Genomic DNA, 16,586 nt, shown 5'->3' with positions numbered 1-16,586 from the left:
ATTGATGAGAAGAACCCGAATTTCCCGCATTCAACCTGTCTCGGGCTTTTTGGCAGACAGCAAATTCTAACTGTCCGCCGCCGATGGTATCGAAGGTGTGAGATTCGGTGATGACCATCTTACTTGCCGATTCACGCGGCGCAGAGCCTTGTGTACCAAAATAATTGGGGTCAGAGTTAAATTAAAAAATAAGCGTGCGCGTCATAATTTAATGAACGAAATATCAGTAAGAAAAAAGGAGGGATTTATAAAGAAAAAGAACCATCCATTAGTTTCTTGATTGTTTCATTGTCATTTTAATTTAACGCGTGTTGGTGAAAATTGCCAATAGTGTTTTCAATAGAGAATAAGACGGCAGATCACGCTTCGCTCATCGTGCCCAACAAGAGCCAAGACACAACCCCATCTAAAACTGGGGAAGGAACAAAGCGGCAGATCACGCTTCGCTCATCGTGCCCTACAGACCATCACGCTTCACTTAAGACTTGGTTCATTTCTTTCCATGTGAGTCCACTGCCCTTTTTCTTCTCTGCTTTCGTCTCGTTACTTGGCACATTTTGTGTTAGTTGGATGATTTGTGCGGAGATGTAATAATTTGGGCCAGAGTAAAATTAACGCTAAAAATATAGATTTAATTTTACTCTGACCCAATTGTTTTATTTTTAACTTCACCCTTATCCTAATTATTATTTAATAATTTAAATATGCTTCGATTTTAAAGATGGTTGAAAATTAATTTTATTTCTCTATAAAATCAGCCCAACAAACTGTTTTCATAAATTTAGGCATAAAACCATTGAGCTCTATACTTACATTTTGATTGATATTTTTATCGTCAGTTAACCTCACAATAATTACTTCCCCATTAATAATCTCAAGAAGAATATCAAATATACCTTCTTGGTTTATCGAAATAGACCCACCTAAAAACTCATTACCAGACATTACATGAGGACTATTTTCATCAACTTTTAAAGCTAGCCTATTATCGATTTTATTCTTCGTAACTTCAAAATAATAACCTTTAAATCCAATAATCAAACCAGATTCACCCGATTTTTTACTTATACACATCACATACATTATTCCAACATCATTAGTGCCTAGAATATTTTCTCTAATTTCACCTGTTACAGCATCCTTAGTCTTTTCATAGCTCCAAGAGGTTAGTGAATCAGCATTGGCAAATACTGGATATGTAATCACTATAAAAAGAATCGATATAAGTTTTTTCAAAATTTAATCCTATTAAAATTAGGTCTTGATTTTACTAAAAATTTAAAAATAGTGTTCAATAAAAAGTAAAAAATATTTTGTTAAATGATTAATCCTCAAAAAAATCTGGCTAAACGAGGGTGCGCGCTATGCATTTATTAATGAAATATCACTAAGAAAAAAGGAGGGATTTTTACAGAAAAAGAACCATCCATTAGTTTCTTGATTATTTCATTCCATTGTCATTTTAATTTAGCGTGTGTTGATGAAAATTACCAGCGGTGTTTTCTATGGAGAATAAGTCCTTTTTGGCCTAAAGGCGTAAGCTACACCTGATATTGCGTCGCAATGGGTCAAAGCCCTTTTTAATGAGGCTGTTGTGTCAATTAGGTATGTAGGTCAAAAAGGGGTTTGACCCTTGGTTGCTCCAAACCAATCAAATGAGGCAAGGTAAAGCCGATGAACGAGGTCAAACGGCAGTGTCGAGCGAATGGCTTTGCCTTGGCGATGTTGAATGGATAACTTGTCGGAATAAATTCCGACCTACAAGAACCAGACATAACCCCATCTTCCGTCTTCCCCTTGAAAGAAAAAAGGGGAAGAAACTTAACCCCAATTTTTCCCGTAATTACAGACTTAATTAAGCTTCATTTAAGACGTTGTTGATTTCTTTCCACGTAAGTCCACTGCCCTTTTTCTTCTCTGCTTGTACTTCTTTATTTGATTCGTTACTCGGCATGGTTTGTGTGATTTGGATGATTTGTGCAGAGATGGAGATGGCGATTTCGAAGGGTTGTTTGCCTGTGACTTCGGCGATGCCGACTGGGCTGTGTACTGAGTCAATTTCGGCTTGGCTGAATGAGGCGCTGGCGAGGCGTTTTCTGAATCGTAGCGCTTTGGTTTTTGAGCCGATTAAACCGATGAATCGACAGTCTTTTCGATCTAATAAAGCTTCTGTCAGTTGGTAATCTAAAGCGTGATCGTGGGTCATGATGATGGCGATTTCATTTGGTGTCATTTGGTCGATGTGTTCCAACATGGATTCGTACAAATACGGTGTGACGTTGGTTGGTAACACATCTGTGCTGCGTTGATCCGCCAAGTTGGTTCGGCTATCCACCCAAGACACTTTGGCTTTCATGTTGCCTAATACATTCACCAAGGTTGAGGCGACGTGCCCCATGCCAAAGATGGTGATTTTAGCGGCGGGTTCTGGAAAGTATTCCAACAACACTGTCACCGCACCGCCACAACATTGGTTTGTTTTGGCGGCCAGTGGAAAGTTTTCCAATTGATGAGAAGAACCCGAATTTCCAGCATTCAACATACCTCGGGCTTTTTGACAGACAGCAAATTCTAACTGTCCGCCGCCGATTGTGTCGAAGGTGTGTGATTCGGTGATGATCATTTTACTAGCCGATTCCCGTGGCGCCGAGCCTTGTGTACCGATAACCGTGGCGATCACCCATGCTTGGCCTGTCTTTTCGACTTCGGCCAAGGCTTGTATCCAACTCATCGAAGACATCATAGAGGTTACGCCTTTTGTTCTGACACAGATTGTTTTGATATAGATTGTTGTTTGAACATCTCTGCGGCTTGTAAGCTATAATACACGGCTTCTGGCGTGGCTGGTACGGCCAAAGGTGGTGAGAAAGTATGATCACACACCGCAGCACACGCGTCTTTCAATGCACACCAAACCGAGATGCCTAACATCAAAGGCGGTTCGCCGACGGCTTTAGAGCGGTAAACCGACTCTTCACTGTTGGGTCTTTCAAACAACTTCACGGTGAATTTTTCGGGTACATCCGCCGAGGTTGGGATTTTGTAATTGGCTGGGCTGTTCGTGGTGATGCGCCCTTTTTCGTCCCAGCTTAATTCTTCTGAGGTTAACCAACCCATGCCTTGTACAAATGCGCCTTCGATTTGACCGATGTCGATGTCCGAGTTTATGGAGTCGCCAACGTCATGAAGAATATCAACTTGAGTGACTTTATATTCGCCAGTGAAGGTATCAACGATCACTTCAGACACGGCTGCGCCATTGGAGTAATAAAGGAAAGGACGGCCTTTCGCGGCTTTTCGGTCGTAACCAATTTTCGGGGTTTTATAAAAGCCCGTTGACGATAAAGACACGCGATTCATGTACGCCAGTTTCACGAATTCTGGGAAGCTCATCTCTTCTGCGTTACCTCCTGAACCAAGCTTAACCACGTCGTCTTCAATGGCAAAATCGTCTGCGGCAATACCGAAATGTTCCATGGCGAATTCTTGCAAACGACCTTTGATTGTCATCACAGCATCGAGCGCCGCCATACCATTTAAATCGGTTCCTGCGGAGGCTGCGGTTGGTGAGGCGTTTGGCACTTTATCGGTACGAGTGGAACCAACGTTGACCCGTGTAAAATCAATGCCAAAGGTTTTCGCAACGATCTGCCCAACCTTGGTATAAAGCCCTTGTCCCATTTCTGTTCCGCCGTGGCTCACGTGTACGCTGCCATCGGTGTAAACATGCACCAAAGCGCCGCCTTGGTTTAGGTGTTTTGAGGTAAAGGAAATACCGAATTTCACGGGCGTCAGCGCCAAACCTTTTTTAAGGAATGGGCTTTGTTTATTGAAGGCGTTTATGGCTTCTCGGCGAGCACGGTAATTTGAGCTGGCTTCCAATTCTTCGATCAAAGGCAATAAGACATTTTCGTCCACTTCTTGGCCGTAAGGCGTGGTGCTTTTGCCGTCTTGGTAACAGTTGATTTTGCGAACGTCTAATGGGTCTTTACCAACGGTAGCAGCGATTTCTTCAATCACAGCTTCAGCCAGTAAGACACCTTTTGGGCCACCAAAACCACGGAATGCGGTGCTGGAAACCGTGTGAGTTTTACCGCGATAACCACTGATTCGTGCGTTCGGAAGATGATACGCATTGTCTGCGTGAAACATAGCGCGATCGACTACGCCATCGGATAAATCGGCGGTACAACCACATTTACCGACCATGTCGTATTCTGCGCTGATGATCTCGCCTTCTTTTGAAAAGCCCACTTCGTAGCTGTTCCAAAAATCGTGACGCTTGCCTGTTTGCACCATATCGTCTTGACGTGGCACACGGTATTTCACCGGACGACGATTACGAATCGCGAACACGGCGGCCATACAACTGAACACGGCCGCTTGAGATTCCTTACCGCCAAAGCCGCCGCCCATGCGTCGTACTTCGACTAATATTTGAGCAACGGGTAAATCCAATACTTTCGCCACCAGCTTCTGCACTTCGGCAGGATGTTGAGACGAGGCATAGACCAAAACGCCGCCGTCTTCATTTGGTATCGCGACACTGATTTGGCCTTCTAAATAAAAGTGCTCTTGGCCTTTGATATAGATATCAGATTTGATTGTGTGAGGCGCGGTTTTCATCGCTTCTTTTGGGTCACCGTTTTGAATCGTATGCGTTGGTAATACGAATTCTTGGCGATCCAAAGATTGTTTAGGATGCAAAGTCGCTTCACGCGGTTTGTAGACGATTTCTGCCAGTTCTACTGCTTGTTTCGCCGCACGTAAACTCGTTGCAGCAACTGCAAAAATGGACTGTCCAATAAAGTGAACAAAGTCGCCAGCCAACAACAAATCGCCACTTAATACGGGCGACACATCGACTTCGCCTGGAATATCCGCTTGAACGATCACATCGATCACGCCCGGATGCGCTCGGACTTTATCAAGATTAATACTGACAATGTCTGCGTGGGCTTCGGTCGATTGCCCCGTGGCGATGTGCAGTTCATTTGGCCATTCTGGCATGTCGTCGATGTATTCGGCTTTGCCTGTTACGTGTTTAATGGCAGATTCGTGAATCGGTAACTTGCTCGGTTTAAAAACGCCAGACGTAGATTCAATGGTTAAGTTATTCGGTAACTTACGCATGGGCGCTCTCCCCTTTCGATTTTATCTCATACCCTAATGTCATTAATTCATCAGAAACGGGATGACCCGAGAAGCTAGGAACATTGGTTCCGTTTAATTCTAACCAGGCTTTTTTCACCAAGTTACAGGCCATGTCTAAGCGATATTTTGAGCTAGCACGCATGTCGCTCATTGGTGAAAGTTCATTGCGTAGGCATTCAATGGCTTTGGTTAAGGCTTGTTCGTCTGCGATGGCAACATTGGTTAATGCGGCTTCGGCTTTTAACGCGCGAATCGGTGTTGCGGCCATGCCACCAAAGGCAAAGCGAACATCGGAAATGTTGTCGCCTTGTGTTTCAAAACGAACAGCTAACATGACGCTGGAAATATCGTCTTCCATGCGTTTGGAGACTTTATAAAAACGATGGAAGTTTGCCAATGTCGTTAAATCAATCGCGAAGGATGCGATCCATTCTCTCTCGGCTAAAACGGTAGTTTTATAACCTTGGTAAAAATCATTGATGTTGACGACGCGCGTTGTGCCATCAACACTTGCCAACGTCATGTCAGAGTTTAACGCCAAAAGTAAAGGCGGTAAATCAGCAATCGGAGACGCGTTCGCCACGTTGCCGCCAATGGTGCCACGGTTACGAATCTGACGAGACGCAATGCGACTCAATAATGTATAAATGTGCGGATAACGAGATTTTGAGAAATCTTCTAATTCGCTGTAAGTCGTCGATGCGCCAATCGTTAATGCGACGCCATCGTCTTGGATGCCTTGCATTTCAGTTACTTGAGACAAATCGATTAAGGTGCCGAAGTCGTGAAAGCGTTGTGTGTTTTCCAGCATCAAATCTGTGCCACCAGCAATTAATGTAGCGTCTGGATATTGTGACTTGGCTTGTGCTAATTCCGCTAAATTTTGTGGTTGAAGGTAATTAGTTGCTGGTTGAACTTCAGTTCGTAAGCTTTCTAGCTTGGCTTTTACGTCACTGTTTTTGCTCATCAATTCGACATAAGGTTCATCGGCTATTGCTGCACCTTGCATGTCTTTCTTTTGCATTGCTGTTTTTTGCATAGAGAGGCCAGCATCGATAATCGGGCGATAACCAGTGCAACGACATAAATTACCAGAGATAGCATCGCAGACAGCCTCGCGATCAATCTCGGTTTCTGCTGTTTGGCTGTATTCGTACAAACTCGCCAATGACAACACGATGCCTGGTGTACAAAAGCCACATTGAGAACCATGGCAATCGACCATGGTTTGTTGCGCAGGATGTAAGGCGCCTTTCTTGGCATCAGATAAATATTCAACCGACACAACATGCTTGCCTGACAAAGATTGAATCGGTGTAATGCAGGAATTTAAGGTGGTGTATTTAAGCTCGCCACCTTCTAATGCACCAACAAGAAGCGTACACGCACCACAATCACCAGATGCACAACCTTCTTTTGTACCTGTTAAACCAAGCTTTTCACGTAGATAACGCAAGGCTGTAAAGTCACTAGGCAGCGTATTATCTTCTATCAGCTTATCATTCAATACAAACTTCAAAGCATTCTCCTCAAAACAATTTGACTTGATTATGCAAAAGTCTGACCAATCGTACAAACTTTGTTTTTTATTTCTACACCCATAGAAAAAACACATATTCCAGCGTCTAAACTTCGTGGCTATGATGCTTTCTATAAAACAAAACTCCGAACGTCAGGCTATCATCTGGCGTACGAAGTGATAGATAATGAAATGGTGATTCATGTACTCGTCATTGGTAAACGAGACAAAGATGCGGTTTATAAGAAGCTTGTGTCACGGTCAGGTGATTAAATAACTCTCTCTTCTAACAATACTGTTTTCCGTTTATATCCCAACCAAAAAGCACCAAAGCAAGCCAAACTAAACATCAGTAGTAACATCAGATTAAAACTAATAAATTCGGCAATGGCTCCCATAAAGAAAGCACCAATCGCGGGCCCACCAAGGGCGATCATGATCCAGATACTCATCACTCGACCACGAATTTCATCATGAGTGGAGAGTTGAATAAGTATTTGTGAGCCAGCACCAATCATCGTCATCAATAAGCTAATCACACAAATTAAACCACCTAATACAAACACTGGCGGCACTATTATGATGGGTAAAATAGTCAACGCTGTTCCCAACATGGCAAACATAATTAGCCGCATTAGATGCTGTTTGTCTCCTTTTTGACGAGCAATAATCAAGGCTCCCAGAATGGAGCCTGTCCCTGAACACGCCGTTAAAATGGCAAGATCACGTGCATTTCCTTCTGTAAACGTACCTGACAAGGCTGGTAATAATTCCAGTAAGGCGCGACCAACTTGGCTATTTATCAAGGTCATTAGTAGTATCAAAAGAATAAAATCAGATTGATAAGCAAAGCGAAAACCTTTGATTAAATCTTCGAATTTGCTTTGCTTTTTTTCGCGTTGAGCTGGCGGCAAAGCACTCAGACGCGTATTAAAAAGAACCGCCATGGAAAACAACATAGCAGCAATAAGGAAAATATATTCTGGTGCAATAACAGTTAGTAACGCCGCGGCAAGAGCAGGCGAAATAACTCGAGACGAATTGAAAATAATCGCTCCCAAACCAACGGCATTAGGCAAAACTTCTTTACTCACCAATCGAGGAATCAAAGACATACGTAAAGGCGAGCCTGCTGATGCAACACAACCAAAAATAAAGCCCAGCGACAACAAACTCCATAAAGAAGGCGAGAAAAAAACAAACAAGACAAACGCAACGAAAGACACCAACGACTGACTAGAAAGCCAAACCAGCATACCTTTACGTAACTCAATACGATCTGACACTACGCCAAAGAAAGGCGTGATAATCAACGTTGGCAACAGTAACGCTGAACTGATAATACCCACCCAAAAGAATGACTCGGTTTTTTCCCAAATCAGCCAACCAAACATAAAGCGCCCCATCCAGACGGCAAGTGTGGAAAACCAAGAAGCAAAAAAATAGTGCCGGAACTCCGTAGATTTTAATGCCGTAAAATCGAACAAAAATAACAGTTTTTTAAGGTAAAACATGGACAGAATGCCTTGAAAAGAAAAATTATATTAGAGCTAGCTATAATAACACTATTTATCGACCACCATGCTTGACGAATTAACACAACTAAAAGCCTAACTGATGAAATTAATAGAAAGTTATTTACTCTCCTCTCCTATGAAACATTTGCATCATCACACTATGTATTTCACTTAAATAGCTCTATTTAATTGCACCATTTTAGGTCAAAAAGTCGCACCACTTCACTAAAAACACGCACCATTCTATCAATATAAAATATAACTTATTGTTTTAATTATATTTTTAAAAACATGGAACACTTGTTGCTATATATATCCAATATGAAACAAAAGATTCTAACCCCTTATCTCTGTTGGAGAATTTTATGAAAACAGCAATGAAAACCACTCTTCGTCTTTCTTTATTAGCAAGCCTTATCGCCAGCACTTCTGCAATGGCAGCGGACAAGGTCACTTTTCAATTAGATTGGTTACCAGGTGGCGACAAGGCTCCTGTTTATGTGGGTATTCAACAAGGTTTTTTTGCTGATGAAGATTTGGAAGTCAAAATCGCCAGCGGTCGTGGCTCTACCGACGCGTTAACGAAAATGGCCACTGGTCAATCTGACATTGGCAGTTCAGATATTGGCGCTTTAATGGCAGCAAGAGCACAAGACGACGTGCCTGTGGTTGCGGTATTACCATACTTCACTCAAGCACCTCACGCATTCTTCGTATTAAAAAACAGCGGTATTAAATCCATCACGGATTTGAAAGGTAAAAAAATAGCAACGTCACCGTTCACCTCTTCTAATGCTTTTTTACCTTTGGTCTTGAAACAAAACGGCTTAACTGAAGACGATATTCAATTAGTAAAATCTGATCCAGGCGCGCTTTCTCCGATGATGATAACAGGCAACACAGATGCCATCATCGCATGGGTAACAAATACAGCATTATTTAAAGCTCAAGCTGAAGGCGCTGGCAAAGAAATCATCGAGATGCCTTGGTCTAATTCAGGCTTATCACTTTATAGCTCTTCTCTTTTAGCGTCAGAACGCTTCCTAGAAGAACGCCCTGATGTTGCAAAACGTTTCATCAAAGCTTTTGCTAAATCCATTGAGTTCTCTTATCAATACCCAGATAAAGCCGGTGAAAACCTTCATAAAATGGTACCAGAAGTGGATGCGGAGATTGTTTCTGCTCAGCTAAAAAGCATCACAAACCTAGTCTATAACGATGTCACGAAAAAAGATGGTTTTGGTAACTTTACACCAGCTCGTATTCAAAAAACGTGGGAATACGTGGCCGAAGCAAATGGTTTAACACTTGATGCTCTTGATCCATCAACTGTTGTAAATAGCAAATTTGTACCGGAGTAATAGCTGAATGGATAAAGTTTCAGAAAACGCTTCCGGCGAGAATAAAAAAGCCGCTTATGTGAGTATGAAAGGCGTGGGTCATAAATATGACCCTAGCCCTGATACGCCAATGGTTGTACAAGATATTGATCTTGATATTCACCGCCACGAATTCGTGGCGGTAGTTGGTCCTTCTGGTTGCGGTAAATCCACATTATTACGCATGGTGGCGGGTCTTTTGATTCCGTCCCATGGTGATGTCTCTGTCTTCAACCTTCCAGTAACAGAACCTCGTGATGATGTTGGTATTGTTTTCCAAAAAGCGAATTTATTACCTTGGTTAACAGTCCGTAAAAATGTTTTGTTTCCACTGAAACACAAATACGGAAGCTATTCTGCGAGCGATGAAAAACGCGCAAACGAGCTGCTCGAAATGGCGGGGTTAACGCAGTTTGCAGATAAAATGCCAGATGAGTTATCCGGTGGTATGCAACAACGTGTCGGTATTATTCGCGCTTTATTGTTGAATCCAGATATCTTGTTAATGGATGAACCTTTCTCTGCATTAGACGCTTTGACCCGTGAACAAATTGGCTTTGATTTGTTGGATATTTGGAAAGAGCACCCTAAAACTGTGTTATTTATCACTCACTCCATCACAGAAGCTGTGTTGTTGTCGGATCGTATTTTAGTTATGAGTAAGCGCCCAGGCACGGTATTGGATTTGATCGATGTTGACCTACCTCGTCCTCGCTCACAGAAAACCATTAACTCAACACGTTTTGCTGAATTAACTGACTTAATCCGAGGATATATTTATGAACCAAACACTCCCGCTTAAGTCTTGGATTCAACATCAAGCAAACCGTTTTGCGCCTGCTTTGTTTTTTATTGGCTTAGTAGTCTTGTGGGAACTTATTTGTCAGCTTGGTAATGTGCCGAATTACATATTGCCGTCACCGTCTGCGATTATTACCGCTTTTTTTGATGTAGAATTTTCACGTTGGATGACGCATCTTTGGGCAACATTACGCGTCGCATTAATGGGCTTTGTTCTGTCGATTTGTATCGCTTTGCCTTTGTCCATTGGCATGATGCGTTCGGAATTAATGAACCGAATCCTCTACCCTGCTTTGATTGTAATTCAATCAACACCAGTGGTTGCCGTTGCGCCTTTGATCATTGTATTGCTTGGTACAGACGATCCTTCTCGCGTTTTGATCACCTGCTTAATTACCTTCTTTCCTTTGGTGGTTTCAACCACAACAGGCATGTTGGAAACCCCACCAGAAATGATCGAACTAAGCCAATCTTTACGCGCACCTCGTTACCGTGAAACATGGCAAATTCGTATTCCATATGCGATTCCACATATTTTCAGTGGCTTACGTGTATCGATCACCTTGGCGATTATTGGCGCTGTAGTGGCCGAATTTGTGGCAGCAGAAGAAGGTTTGGGTTATTTCATCCAATTCTCCACGTCTTTCTTTAAGATCCCACAGGCGTTTGCTGGTTTGATCTTCCTATCTATTATCAGCCTACTCTTATTTAAGTCTGTTCAATGGATACAAGTTTGGCTGTTTCCGTGGAGCCTTCCTAAGAAGAAGTAACATAAAGAGAAAAACATGCAACTTAACACTAGAGACACTGATTTTTTACGCCAAAGCTTCGCTCTCGCAGACGAAGCAAAAAAACAAGGTATTCATCCTTTCGCAGCGATCTTGGTCAATGACCAAGACACTGTAATCATGTCGCAAGTGAACGGTTACTTGCCAGACTTCGATATGACAGGCCACGCTGAGCGCAAGTTAATGACTCGCGCCAGCAAAGCCTATCGCCCAGACTTTCTTGCCAAATGTACTATGTATGTTTCTGCTGAACCTTGCGCCATGTGCGCAGGATCTGCTTATTGGGCGGGATTAGGTCGGTTGGTCTATGGCTTAAGCGAAGCAAGACTTAAAGAAATTACAGGGAATCACCCTGAAAACCCAACGCTAGATTTACCTTGTCGCGCCGTGTTTGATTCAGGCCAACGCAAAGTCGAAGTCATCGGCCCTTGTCTTGAAGACGAAGCGGCAAAAATTCAGGAAGGTTTTTGGTAATTAATACAAACGGTTAAAAAAACGGAGTAGAAGCAGTCAGGCTTTGCCAGGTCATTGCTCCACCTAACTTCATAAATGGAGAGAGCAATGACAACCTATCAACTCAAAGAACTACAAAGAGAAACCTCGTTCGGTGGCGCAGGTGAAGACACTGACGATCGTGAAATCCGTATCATAGATTTAAGTGACTTTGATCATCGTCGTGAGGAAATAACAGAGCAACTCTGGTTAGCGGCTACAGAAACAGGTTTTTTCCAACTCACCAATCACGGTATTCCATCGGAAGAAATAGAAGCAGCTTTTGCTGAATCAGATCGTTTCTTTGATTTACCTGAGAGCACCAAAGGCCAATACCCAAGGCCAAAAGGCGTCAATGCGGGTTGGGAAAGCCGTAGTCAAATTCGCCCGTCTACTGGCACAAAAGATCAAAAAGAATCCTACCAAATCACTCAATACCATATGGATAATTTGTGGCCGCGCGAAGACGAATTGCCCAATTTCCAAGCCAATACTTTGCGCTTTGAAAGGTTGTGCTGGGAAGTTGGTATGAAGGTACTTTCTTGTTTCGCGGATAAACTAGGTTTTGATCGAGATTTCTTCACTAAGGCTCACGATCCACTGCAAGAGGATTACCAAAGTACTCTACGTCTATTACATTACTTCCCAACAGAAGGCGTGACGGAACAAGGCAATATTTGGCGAGCTGGCGCTCATACAGACTTTGATTGCTTAACCCTACTCTTTCAGCACGAAGGTCACGGTGGTTTACAGGTTTGTCCTGGGGCCGAAGCTGACACTAAACGTTGGACGAATATTCCACCGCTACCAAATGTCATCACCTGCAACATTGGTGACATGCTCATGCGCTGGAGTGACGATAAACTGATATCAAACCTACATCGCGTACGCCAACCAAAAATCGATGAATATTGCGGTAGCCGACACTCTGTTGCTTTTTTCTGTCAAGCCAATAAAAAGCAGATAATCCAAGGCCCAGAAAAATACTATGAACCGATCAGTGCCGCCAACTTTTTGAGCCAACGCATCCAAGCCAACTTTGTTGACAAAGAAACAGGCACACCTTCGGCTTAATGAAACACAAAAAAAGGACTCTGTTTTTAGAGTCCTTTTTGTCTTTTGAGGATAATCAAAGGTTGATCTGATTCAGCTTTAATGACGACTTATCAATATTAACCATCTTAGCCAATGTTTCTTGCAACTCATCCATATTGTTATATTGAGTTGTTGGATCATACTTATCTTTAAAGTAGTTACCTTCTTTATTAAACACTTGGCCCAGCTGAAATTTATCGCCTTTTTCGCCACGCCCACAAATTAAATAGACATCAAGTTCCATAAATGCTCCAACCATCACCATAAATAAGAACGCAATTATACACGGTATAGCGGTGATAAAAACAATTCTAAATCACGATATCTTGCTGGTTATTAAACTGTTCTAAAGCATTTTCAAATTCCGTTACACCCTCTTCAAATTCATTTCTCGTATTGAACCCACCAAGAGAAATTCGTAAAGCGTTTAAGTTAGTAAAAATAGCGGACGAGCTTGGATGGCGGAATAAATCTGCGGTTCTGGCTTTCACGTTTTTGGACAATAAAAAAGCGTTAAACTGGTTTACATTTATGTTATGCGGCAAGCTGAGCCATACATTTAAACCACCACAGCGAGCAGTTAAACCTTGTTTTTTAGCCATCATTTTAAAGGCGTTTTGGCGATAGCGCATTTCGCCTTCCAACAAAGATTGGTTATGAATAAAACCTTCGCTTGTTAGAAATCGCGTTGCAAGTTCGAAGTTTAACGTTGACACCATCCAACATTGGCTGTGAATGCTTCCATTAAAGGCTTGTTGCCATAATGTAGGAACGATGGTGTATGCCACTCTTAATCCGCCCGCGACGTATTTAGATAAGCTTGATATATAAAACACACGATCTGGTGCTTTTTGTTGCAAAGGCAAACGCCAGCTTTCTGACAAGCAATAGTTCACATCATCTTCAACAATATAAAAATCGTATTTACGGCTAAGCGTCACAATGCTTTCTAACTGAGCGGATGAATATTGTATGTTGGTTGGGTTTTGCATGTTGGGCGTGATGTAAAGTAGCTTAGGCTTATATTGTTGGCAATATTCCTCTAAAACGTTTAAATCCAAACCTTGCGGTGTAATTGGCACACCTAATGGCTTTACCCGACTTGCATCCACTGCACGAAAAAAGCCGGGGTACGCTAACTCTTCATGCAATATATAATCGTTTTCTTTGGTGAGTATTTGCAGGCAAGTATAAATACCCTGTTGCGCACCTTGAGTGAAGACGATGGCATTGGTTTCTATTTTGATTTTCTTGCTAGCCAACCAATCTGTAAACACTTGCTTATGTTTGACAACGCCTTGAGGTGAATACGTCATTACTTGCGTAACCGCATCGATATCTTGGGCCAGTTCACTTAATGCCTTTTTCAATAACATCTGCTGACCCAGCATTGGTTGCATGCTCGATGCGAAATCATATTCTTTGATTACATTACTATTTTGATTTGTTTCATGAGATTGCTCGCTTATGTGATGCGTCGAGCTAGGCAAGTTTATATAGGTGCCAGCACCAAGCTTTGCACTGACAAGCCCTTTCTTTTCCAACAAGTCATACGCTCTGGTGACGGTGCCATGGGTGATATTTAGCTGATCTGCAAGTAACCGTTGCGCAGGTAGCTTTTGCCGATCTGGCAGAGCTCCAGATAAGATAGCTTGCTCAATTAACAACACCAACGCTTTGTACTTTGGCTGAGACAAACAAGCATCATCAAACTCTATTTTACTAATCTCAAAAATTGTATTCATAACAATAAATAAATTGCCCATAATTATATTGTGTGAGAATCTTTATAAACACAATACAACAACAATTGTATTGATACAATATTCGATTATATATTTATTTTTTGGAATAAAAACGATGAATACTGCTTTGTTAGAATTGATTCCTGCGCTTGTGATTTTTTGTTTGATTGCTACGATAACACCCGGACCAAACAATATTTTATTAGCCCACTCTGGTGCCAACTTCGGCATGAAAAAAACCATACCTCATGTGATAGGCATTCGTTTAGGCATGACCTTACTGCACATTGCCATCTTGTTAGGGCTAGGTCAGATTTTCAAACATTGGCCAATCTTGCATGATGTATTCACCTTTTTCGCAGCAGGTTATATTGTCTATATGTCTGCCAAAATTGCTCTGGCAAAACCTCATGACTCGAAAAACAGTTTACAGCCTATGAGCATTAAAGAAGCCGCTCTTTTTCAGGCTATCAATCCAAAGTCTTGGTCGATGTTAATCACCGCAAGTTCTGTTTTCACCCTAACAGGAGATCTTTTCTGGTCGTCCGCTTTGATGTGCCTTATTGCTTTTAACACCGCTACTTTGCCTGGAACTTTTATGTGGATCACCATAGGCAAAATGGTTTCAGGCAAGCTACAAAATCCGACCTTTCATCGCAACTTCAATCGGCTTATGGGATTATTACTGCTAACAACGCTTCCGATGCTTTTTCTCTGAAATGAAAAAAGGCGACACAAGGTCGCCTTAGATTAAATCCGAACACTATATATTGTGCTTACTCTTAAAGATCCGCTAATCTAAAACCGGCAATTTTATGGACTTCGTTGATAGCACGAGCAAATTCGGTCTCTAAATCGTTTGGCGTTCTTTCTTCAAAACCTGCGAGTATCTGTTCTTTGGTTGCGCCTTTTACCGCCATAATAAAAGGAAAACCAAACTTTTGACGGTATTGATCGTTAATCTGTAAGAAGTGAGCGAGTTCGATATCGGTACATTGATCAAGCCCAGCACCCGCCTGTTCTGATTTTGAGGCATCGGTTAGTTCACCCACAGCAGCGGCTTTGCCAGCTAAATCTGGGTGAGCACGTAAAAGCATCAGTTTTTGTTCGTCACTACTTTGGTCGACAATGTCTCGCATCGCTTGTTGGATTTTTGCAATGTCGTCAAAGTAACCAATAGGATGTTCTGATTTTTGACGCCATAGCTGTTCTGCAACCCAAGGTGAATGTTCATAGATTCCACTTAACAATGAAACAAAATCGACCTCATCTCGTAAATGGAATACGGCTTGTTGATCCGGCATGACAAGTCTCCAAAATAGTCGTGTTATGAATTAGGAAAACATTAAAACATATGGCACAGTTATTGATCTATATGAAACAATAGTTTCAACTTTAGACTTACAGTTCAAGATTTATCGCCTGCAAAAAACAGGCAAAACACACATTAAAAAACAGTTAGGGGAAAATAATGGGCTACTTAACCACGCATATTCTTGATACTACCAAAGGCGTTGCCGCAGCCGATGTAAAAATACAGCTATTTAAACACAGTAAAGATGGTCAGCGTCAGCTACTCCACACAACAATAACCAATGATGATGGTCGCTGCGATCAACCATTATTAGAAGCCGAAAGCTTCACGGCTGGCGTTTATGAGCTTGAGTTTGCCATTGATGAATACTTCGCTAAACAAGGCATTGAAATAACAGAGCCTAGCTTTCTAAATACAGTGGTTATTCGCTTTGGTATCAGCGATGAAGAAGCACACTACCACATCCCTCTTTTAGTATCGCCATACTCTTACAATACTTATCGCGGCAGCTAGAAGCAATTAGGCAAAAGTAAAAAAGAGCTTACTCGTTAGGCTCTTTTTTAAATCAACAATCACTCTATAAATCCTCCTAAAAACGCACCAGAAAAATTTAAGGCGCACCATAATGGAGCGATAATGATTCATTATCCAAAGAAACTTAAATATTACCTCCATGATTTTTCTGACTCTGAATGTCGCTAAAACAAAGGTTTCATTTAAAAAAATATAGGTACATTTGTTTCATGGTACATTTTTTGCGTTTCAATCAGCAATTAGACAT

The 16,586-nt window shown here is 41.9% G+C and carries 16 protein-coding genes and 1 pseudogene; 8 read left to right on the top strand and 9 right to left on the bottom strand.

Annotation, left to right across the window (positions count from 1 at the left end; translation table 11 throughout):
- From MUS1_RS15890 to xdhA, 5 genes and pseudogenes are all read right to left on the bottom strand, one after another.
- Nucleotides 1-145 (bottom strand): annotated as a pseudogene (locus tag MUS1_RS15890) (XdhC family protein); the annotation flags it as partial.
- A gap of 593 nt (nt 146-738) precedes the next feature.
- Nucleotides 739-1,236: a hypothetical protein gene (locus tag MUS1_RS06905; RefSeq protein ID WP_036160483.1), complete on the bottom strand. Its 498-nt coding sequence runs from the start codon at nt 1,234-1,236 to the stop codon at nt 739-741.
- Between the two features lie 619 nt (nt 1,237-1,855).
- On the bottom strand, nt 1,856-2,743 hold the full coding sequence (xdhC, locus tag MUS1_RS06895) for a xanthine dehydrogenase accessory protein XdhC (RefSeq protein ID WP_036160478.1): 888 nt from the start codon (nt 2,741-2,743) through the stop codon (nt 1,856-1,858).
- A 5-nt stretch (nt 2,744-2,748) separates the two neighbouring features.
- Nucleotides 2,749-5,133, bottom strand: coding sequence for a xanthine dehydrogenase molybdopterin binding subunit (gene xdhB / locus MUS1_RS06890; protein ID WP_036160475.1), 2,385 nt, complete (start codon nt 5,131-5,133; stop codon nt 2,749-2,751).
- Nucleotides 5,126-6,673: a xanthine dehydrogenase small subunit gene (gene xdhA / locus MUS1_RS06885; protein WP_036160472.1), complete on the bottom strand. Its 1,548-nt coding sequence runs from the start codon at nt 6,671-6,673 to the stop codon at nt 5,126-5,128. The genes xdhB and xdhA overlap by 8 nt, the downstream gene beginning before the upstream one ends.
- 60 nt (nt 6,674-6,733) lie before the next feature.
- Between xdhA and MUS1_RS06880 the strand changes: the two genes are divergently transcribed.
- The gene (locus tag MUS1_RS06880) at nt 6,734-6,946 is read left to right on the top strand and encodes a type II toxin-antitoxin system RelE family toxin (RefSeq protein ID WP_245595768.1); all 213 of its coding nucleotides are present in this window, start codon (nt 6,734-6,736) and stop codon (nt 6,944-6,946) included.
- On the opposite strand, the gene MUS1_RS06875 is transcribed toward MUS1_RS06880, so the two are convergent.
- The gene (locus MUS1_RS06875; RefSeq protein ID WP_051436152.1) at nt 6,943-8,187 is read right to left on the bottom strand and encodes an MFS transporter; all 1,245 of its coding nucleotides are present in this window, start codon (nt 8,185-8,187) and stop codon (nt 6,943-6,945) included. The genes MUS1_RS06880 and MUS1_RS06875 overlap by 4 nt on opposite strands.
- Nucleotides 8,188-8,555: 368 nt before the next feature.
- On the opposite strand from MUS1_RS06875, the gene MUS1_RS06870 reads away from it, so the two are divergent.
- The 5 genes from MUS1_RS06870 to MUS1_RS06850 all read left to right on the top strand — a co-directional run bounded on the left by MUS1_RS06870 (nt 8,556) and on the right by MUS1_RS06850 (nt 12,724).
- Nucleotides 8,556-9,551: an ABC transporter substrate-binding protein gene (locus tag MUS1_RS06870; RefSeq protein WP_036160470.1), complete on the top strand. Its 996-nt coding sequence runs from the start codon at nt 8,556-8,558 to the stop codon at nt 9,549-9,551.
- Nucleotides 9,552-9,558: 7 nt separating this feature from the next.
- Nucleotides 9,559-10,371, top strand: coding sequence for an ABC transporter ATP-binding protein (locus MUS1_RS06865; RefSeq protein WP_051436151.1), 813 nt, complete (start codon nt 9,559-9,561; stop codon nt 10,369-10,371).
- Complete coding sequence (locus MUS1_RS06860) at nt 10,349-11,140, top strand: ABC transporter permease (protein WP_036160469.1); 792 nt, start codon at nt 10,349-10,351, stop codon at nt 11,138-11,140. The genes MUS1_RS06865 and MUS1_RS06860 overlap by 23 nt, the downstream gene beginning before the upstream one ends.
- A 15-nt stretch (nt 11,141-11,155) precedes the next feature.
- Complete coding sequence (locus MUS1_RS06855; RefSeq protein WP_036160468.1) at nt 11,156-11,632, top strand: nucleoside deaminase; 477 nt, start codon at nt 11,156-11,158, stop codon at nt 11,630-11,632.
- An 87-nt stretch (nt 11,633-11,719) separates the two neighbouring features.
- Complete coding sequence (locus MUS1_RS06850) at nt 11,720-12,724, top strand: isopenicillin N synthase family dioxygenase (RefSeq protein WP_084035575.1); 1,005 nt, start codon at nt 11,720-11,722, stop codon at nt 12,722-12,724.
- Nucleotides 12,725-12,779: 55 nt separating this feature from the next.
- Here the strand turns inward: MUS1_RS06850 and MUS1_RS06845 are convergent, their stop codons facing one another.
- A complete protein-coding gene (locus MUS1_RS06845; RefSeq protein ID WP_036160465.1) occupies nt 12,780-12,989 on the bottom strand; it encodes a hypothetical protein in 210 nt (69 codons plus the stop codon).
- Between the two features lie 67 nt (nt 12,990-13,056).
- Nucleotides 13,057-14,490, bottom strand: coding sequence for an aminotransferase-like domain-containing protein (locus tag MUS1_RS06840; RefSeq protein ID WP_245595767.1), 1,434 nt, complete (start codon nt 14,488-14,490; stop codon nt 13,057-13,059).
- A 115-nt stretch (nt 14,491-14,605) separates the two neighbouring features.
- Between MUS1_RS06840 and MUS1_RS06835 the strand changes: the two genes are divergently transcribed.
- A complete protein-coding gene (locus MUS1_RS06835; RefSeq protein ID WP_036160463.1) occupies nt 14,606-15,208 on the top strand; it encodes a LysE family translocator in 603 nt (200 codons plus the stop codon).
- A 64-nt stretch (nt 15,209-15,272) separates the two neighbouring features.
- On the opposite strand, the gene uraD is transcribed toward MUS1_RS06835, so the two are convergent.
- Nucleotides 15,273-15,794, bottom strand: a complete 522-nt coding sequence (uraD, locus tag MUS1_RS06830; protein WP_036160462.1) for a 2-oxo-4-hydroxy-4-carboxy-5-ureidoimidazoline decarboxylase — start codon at nt 15,792-15,794, stop codon at nt 15,273-15,275.
- Between the two features lie 167 nt (nt 15,795-15,961).
- Between uraD and uraH the strand changes: the two genes are divergently transcribed.
- Complete coding sequence (gene uraH / locus MUS1_RS06825) at nt 15,962-16,318, top strand: hydroxyisourate hydrolase (RefSeq protein WP_036160460.1); 357 nt, start codon at nt 15,962-15,964, stop codon at nt 16,316-16,318.
- Nucleotides 16,319-16,586 lie beyond the last annotated feature (268 nt).

It is taken from the genome of Marinomonas ushuaiensis DSM 15871 (assembly GCF_000521805.1).
In the GTDB taxonomy this organism is placed as follows: domain Bacteria; phylum Pseudomonadota; class Gammaproteobacteria; order Pseudomonadales; family Marinomonadaceae; genus Marinomonas; species Marinomonas ushuaiensis.
Note: the sequence above shows the minus strand (reverse complement) of the source record. Positions and strands in the feature narration are given on the sequence as shown.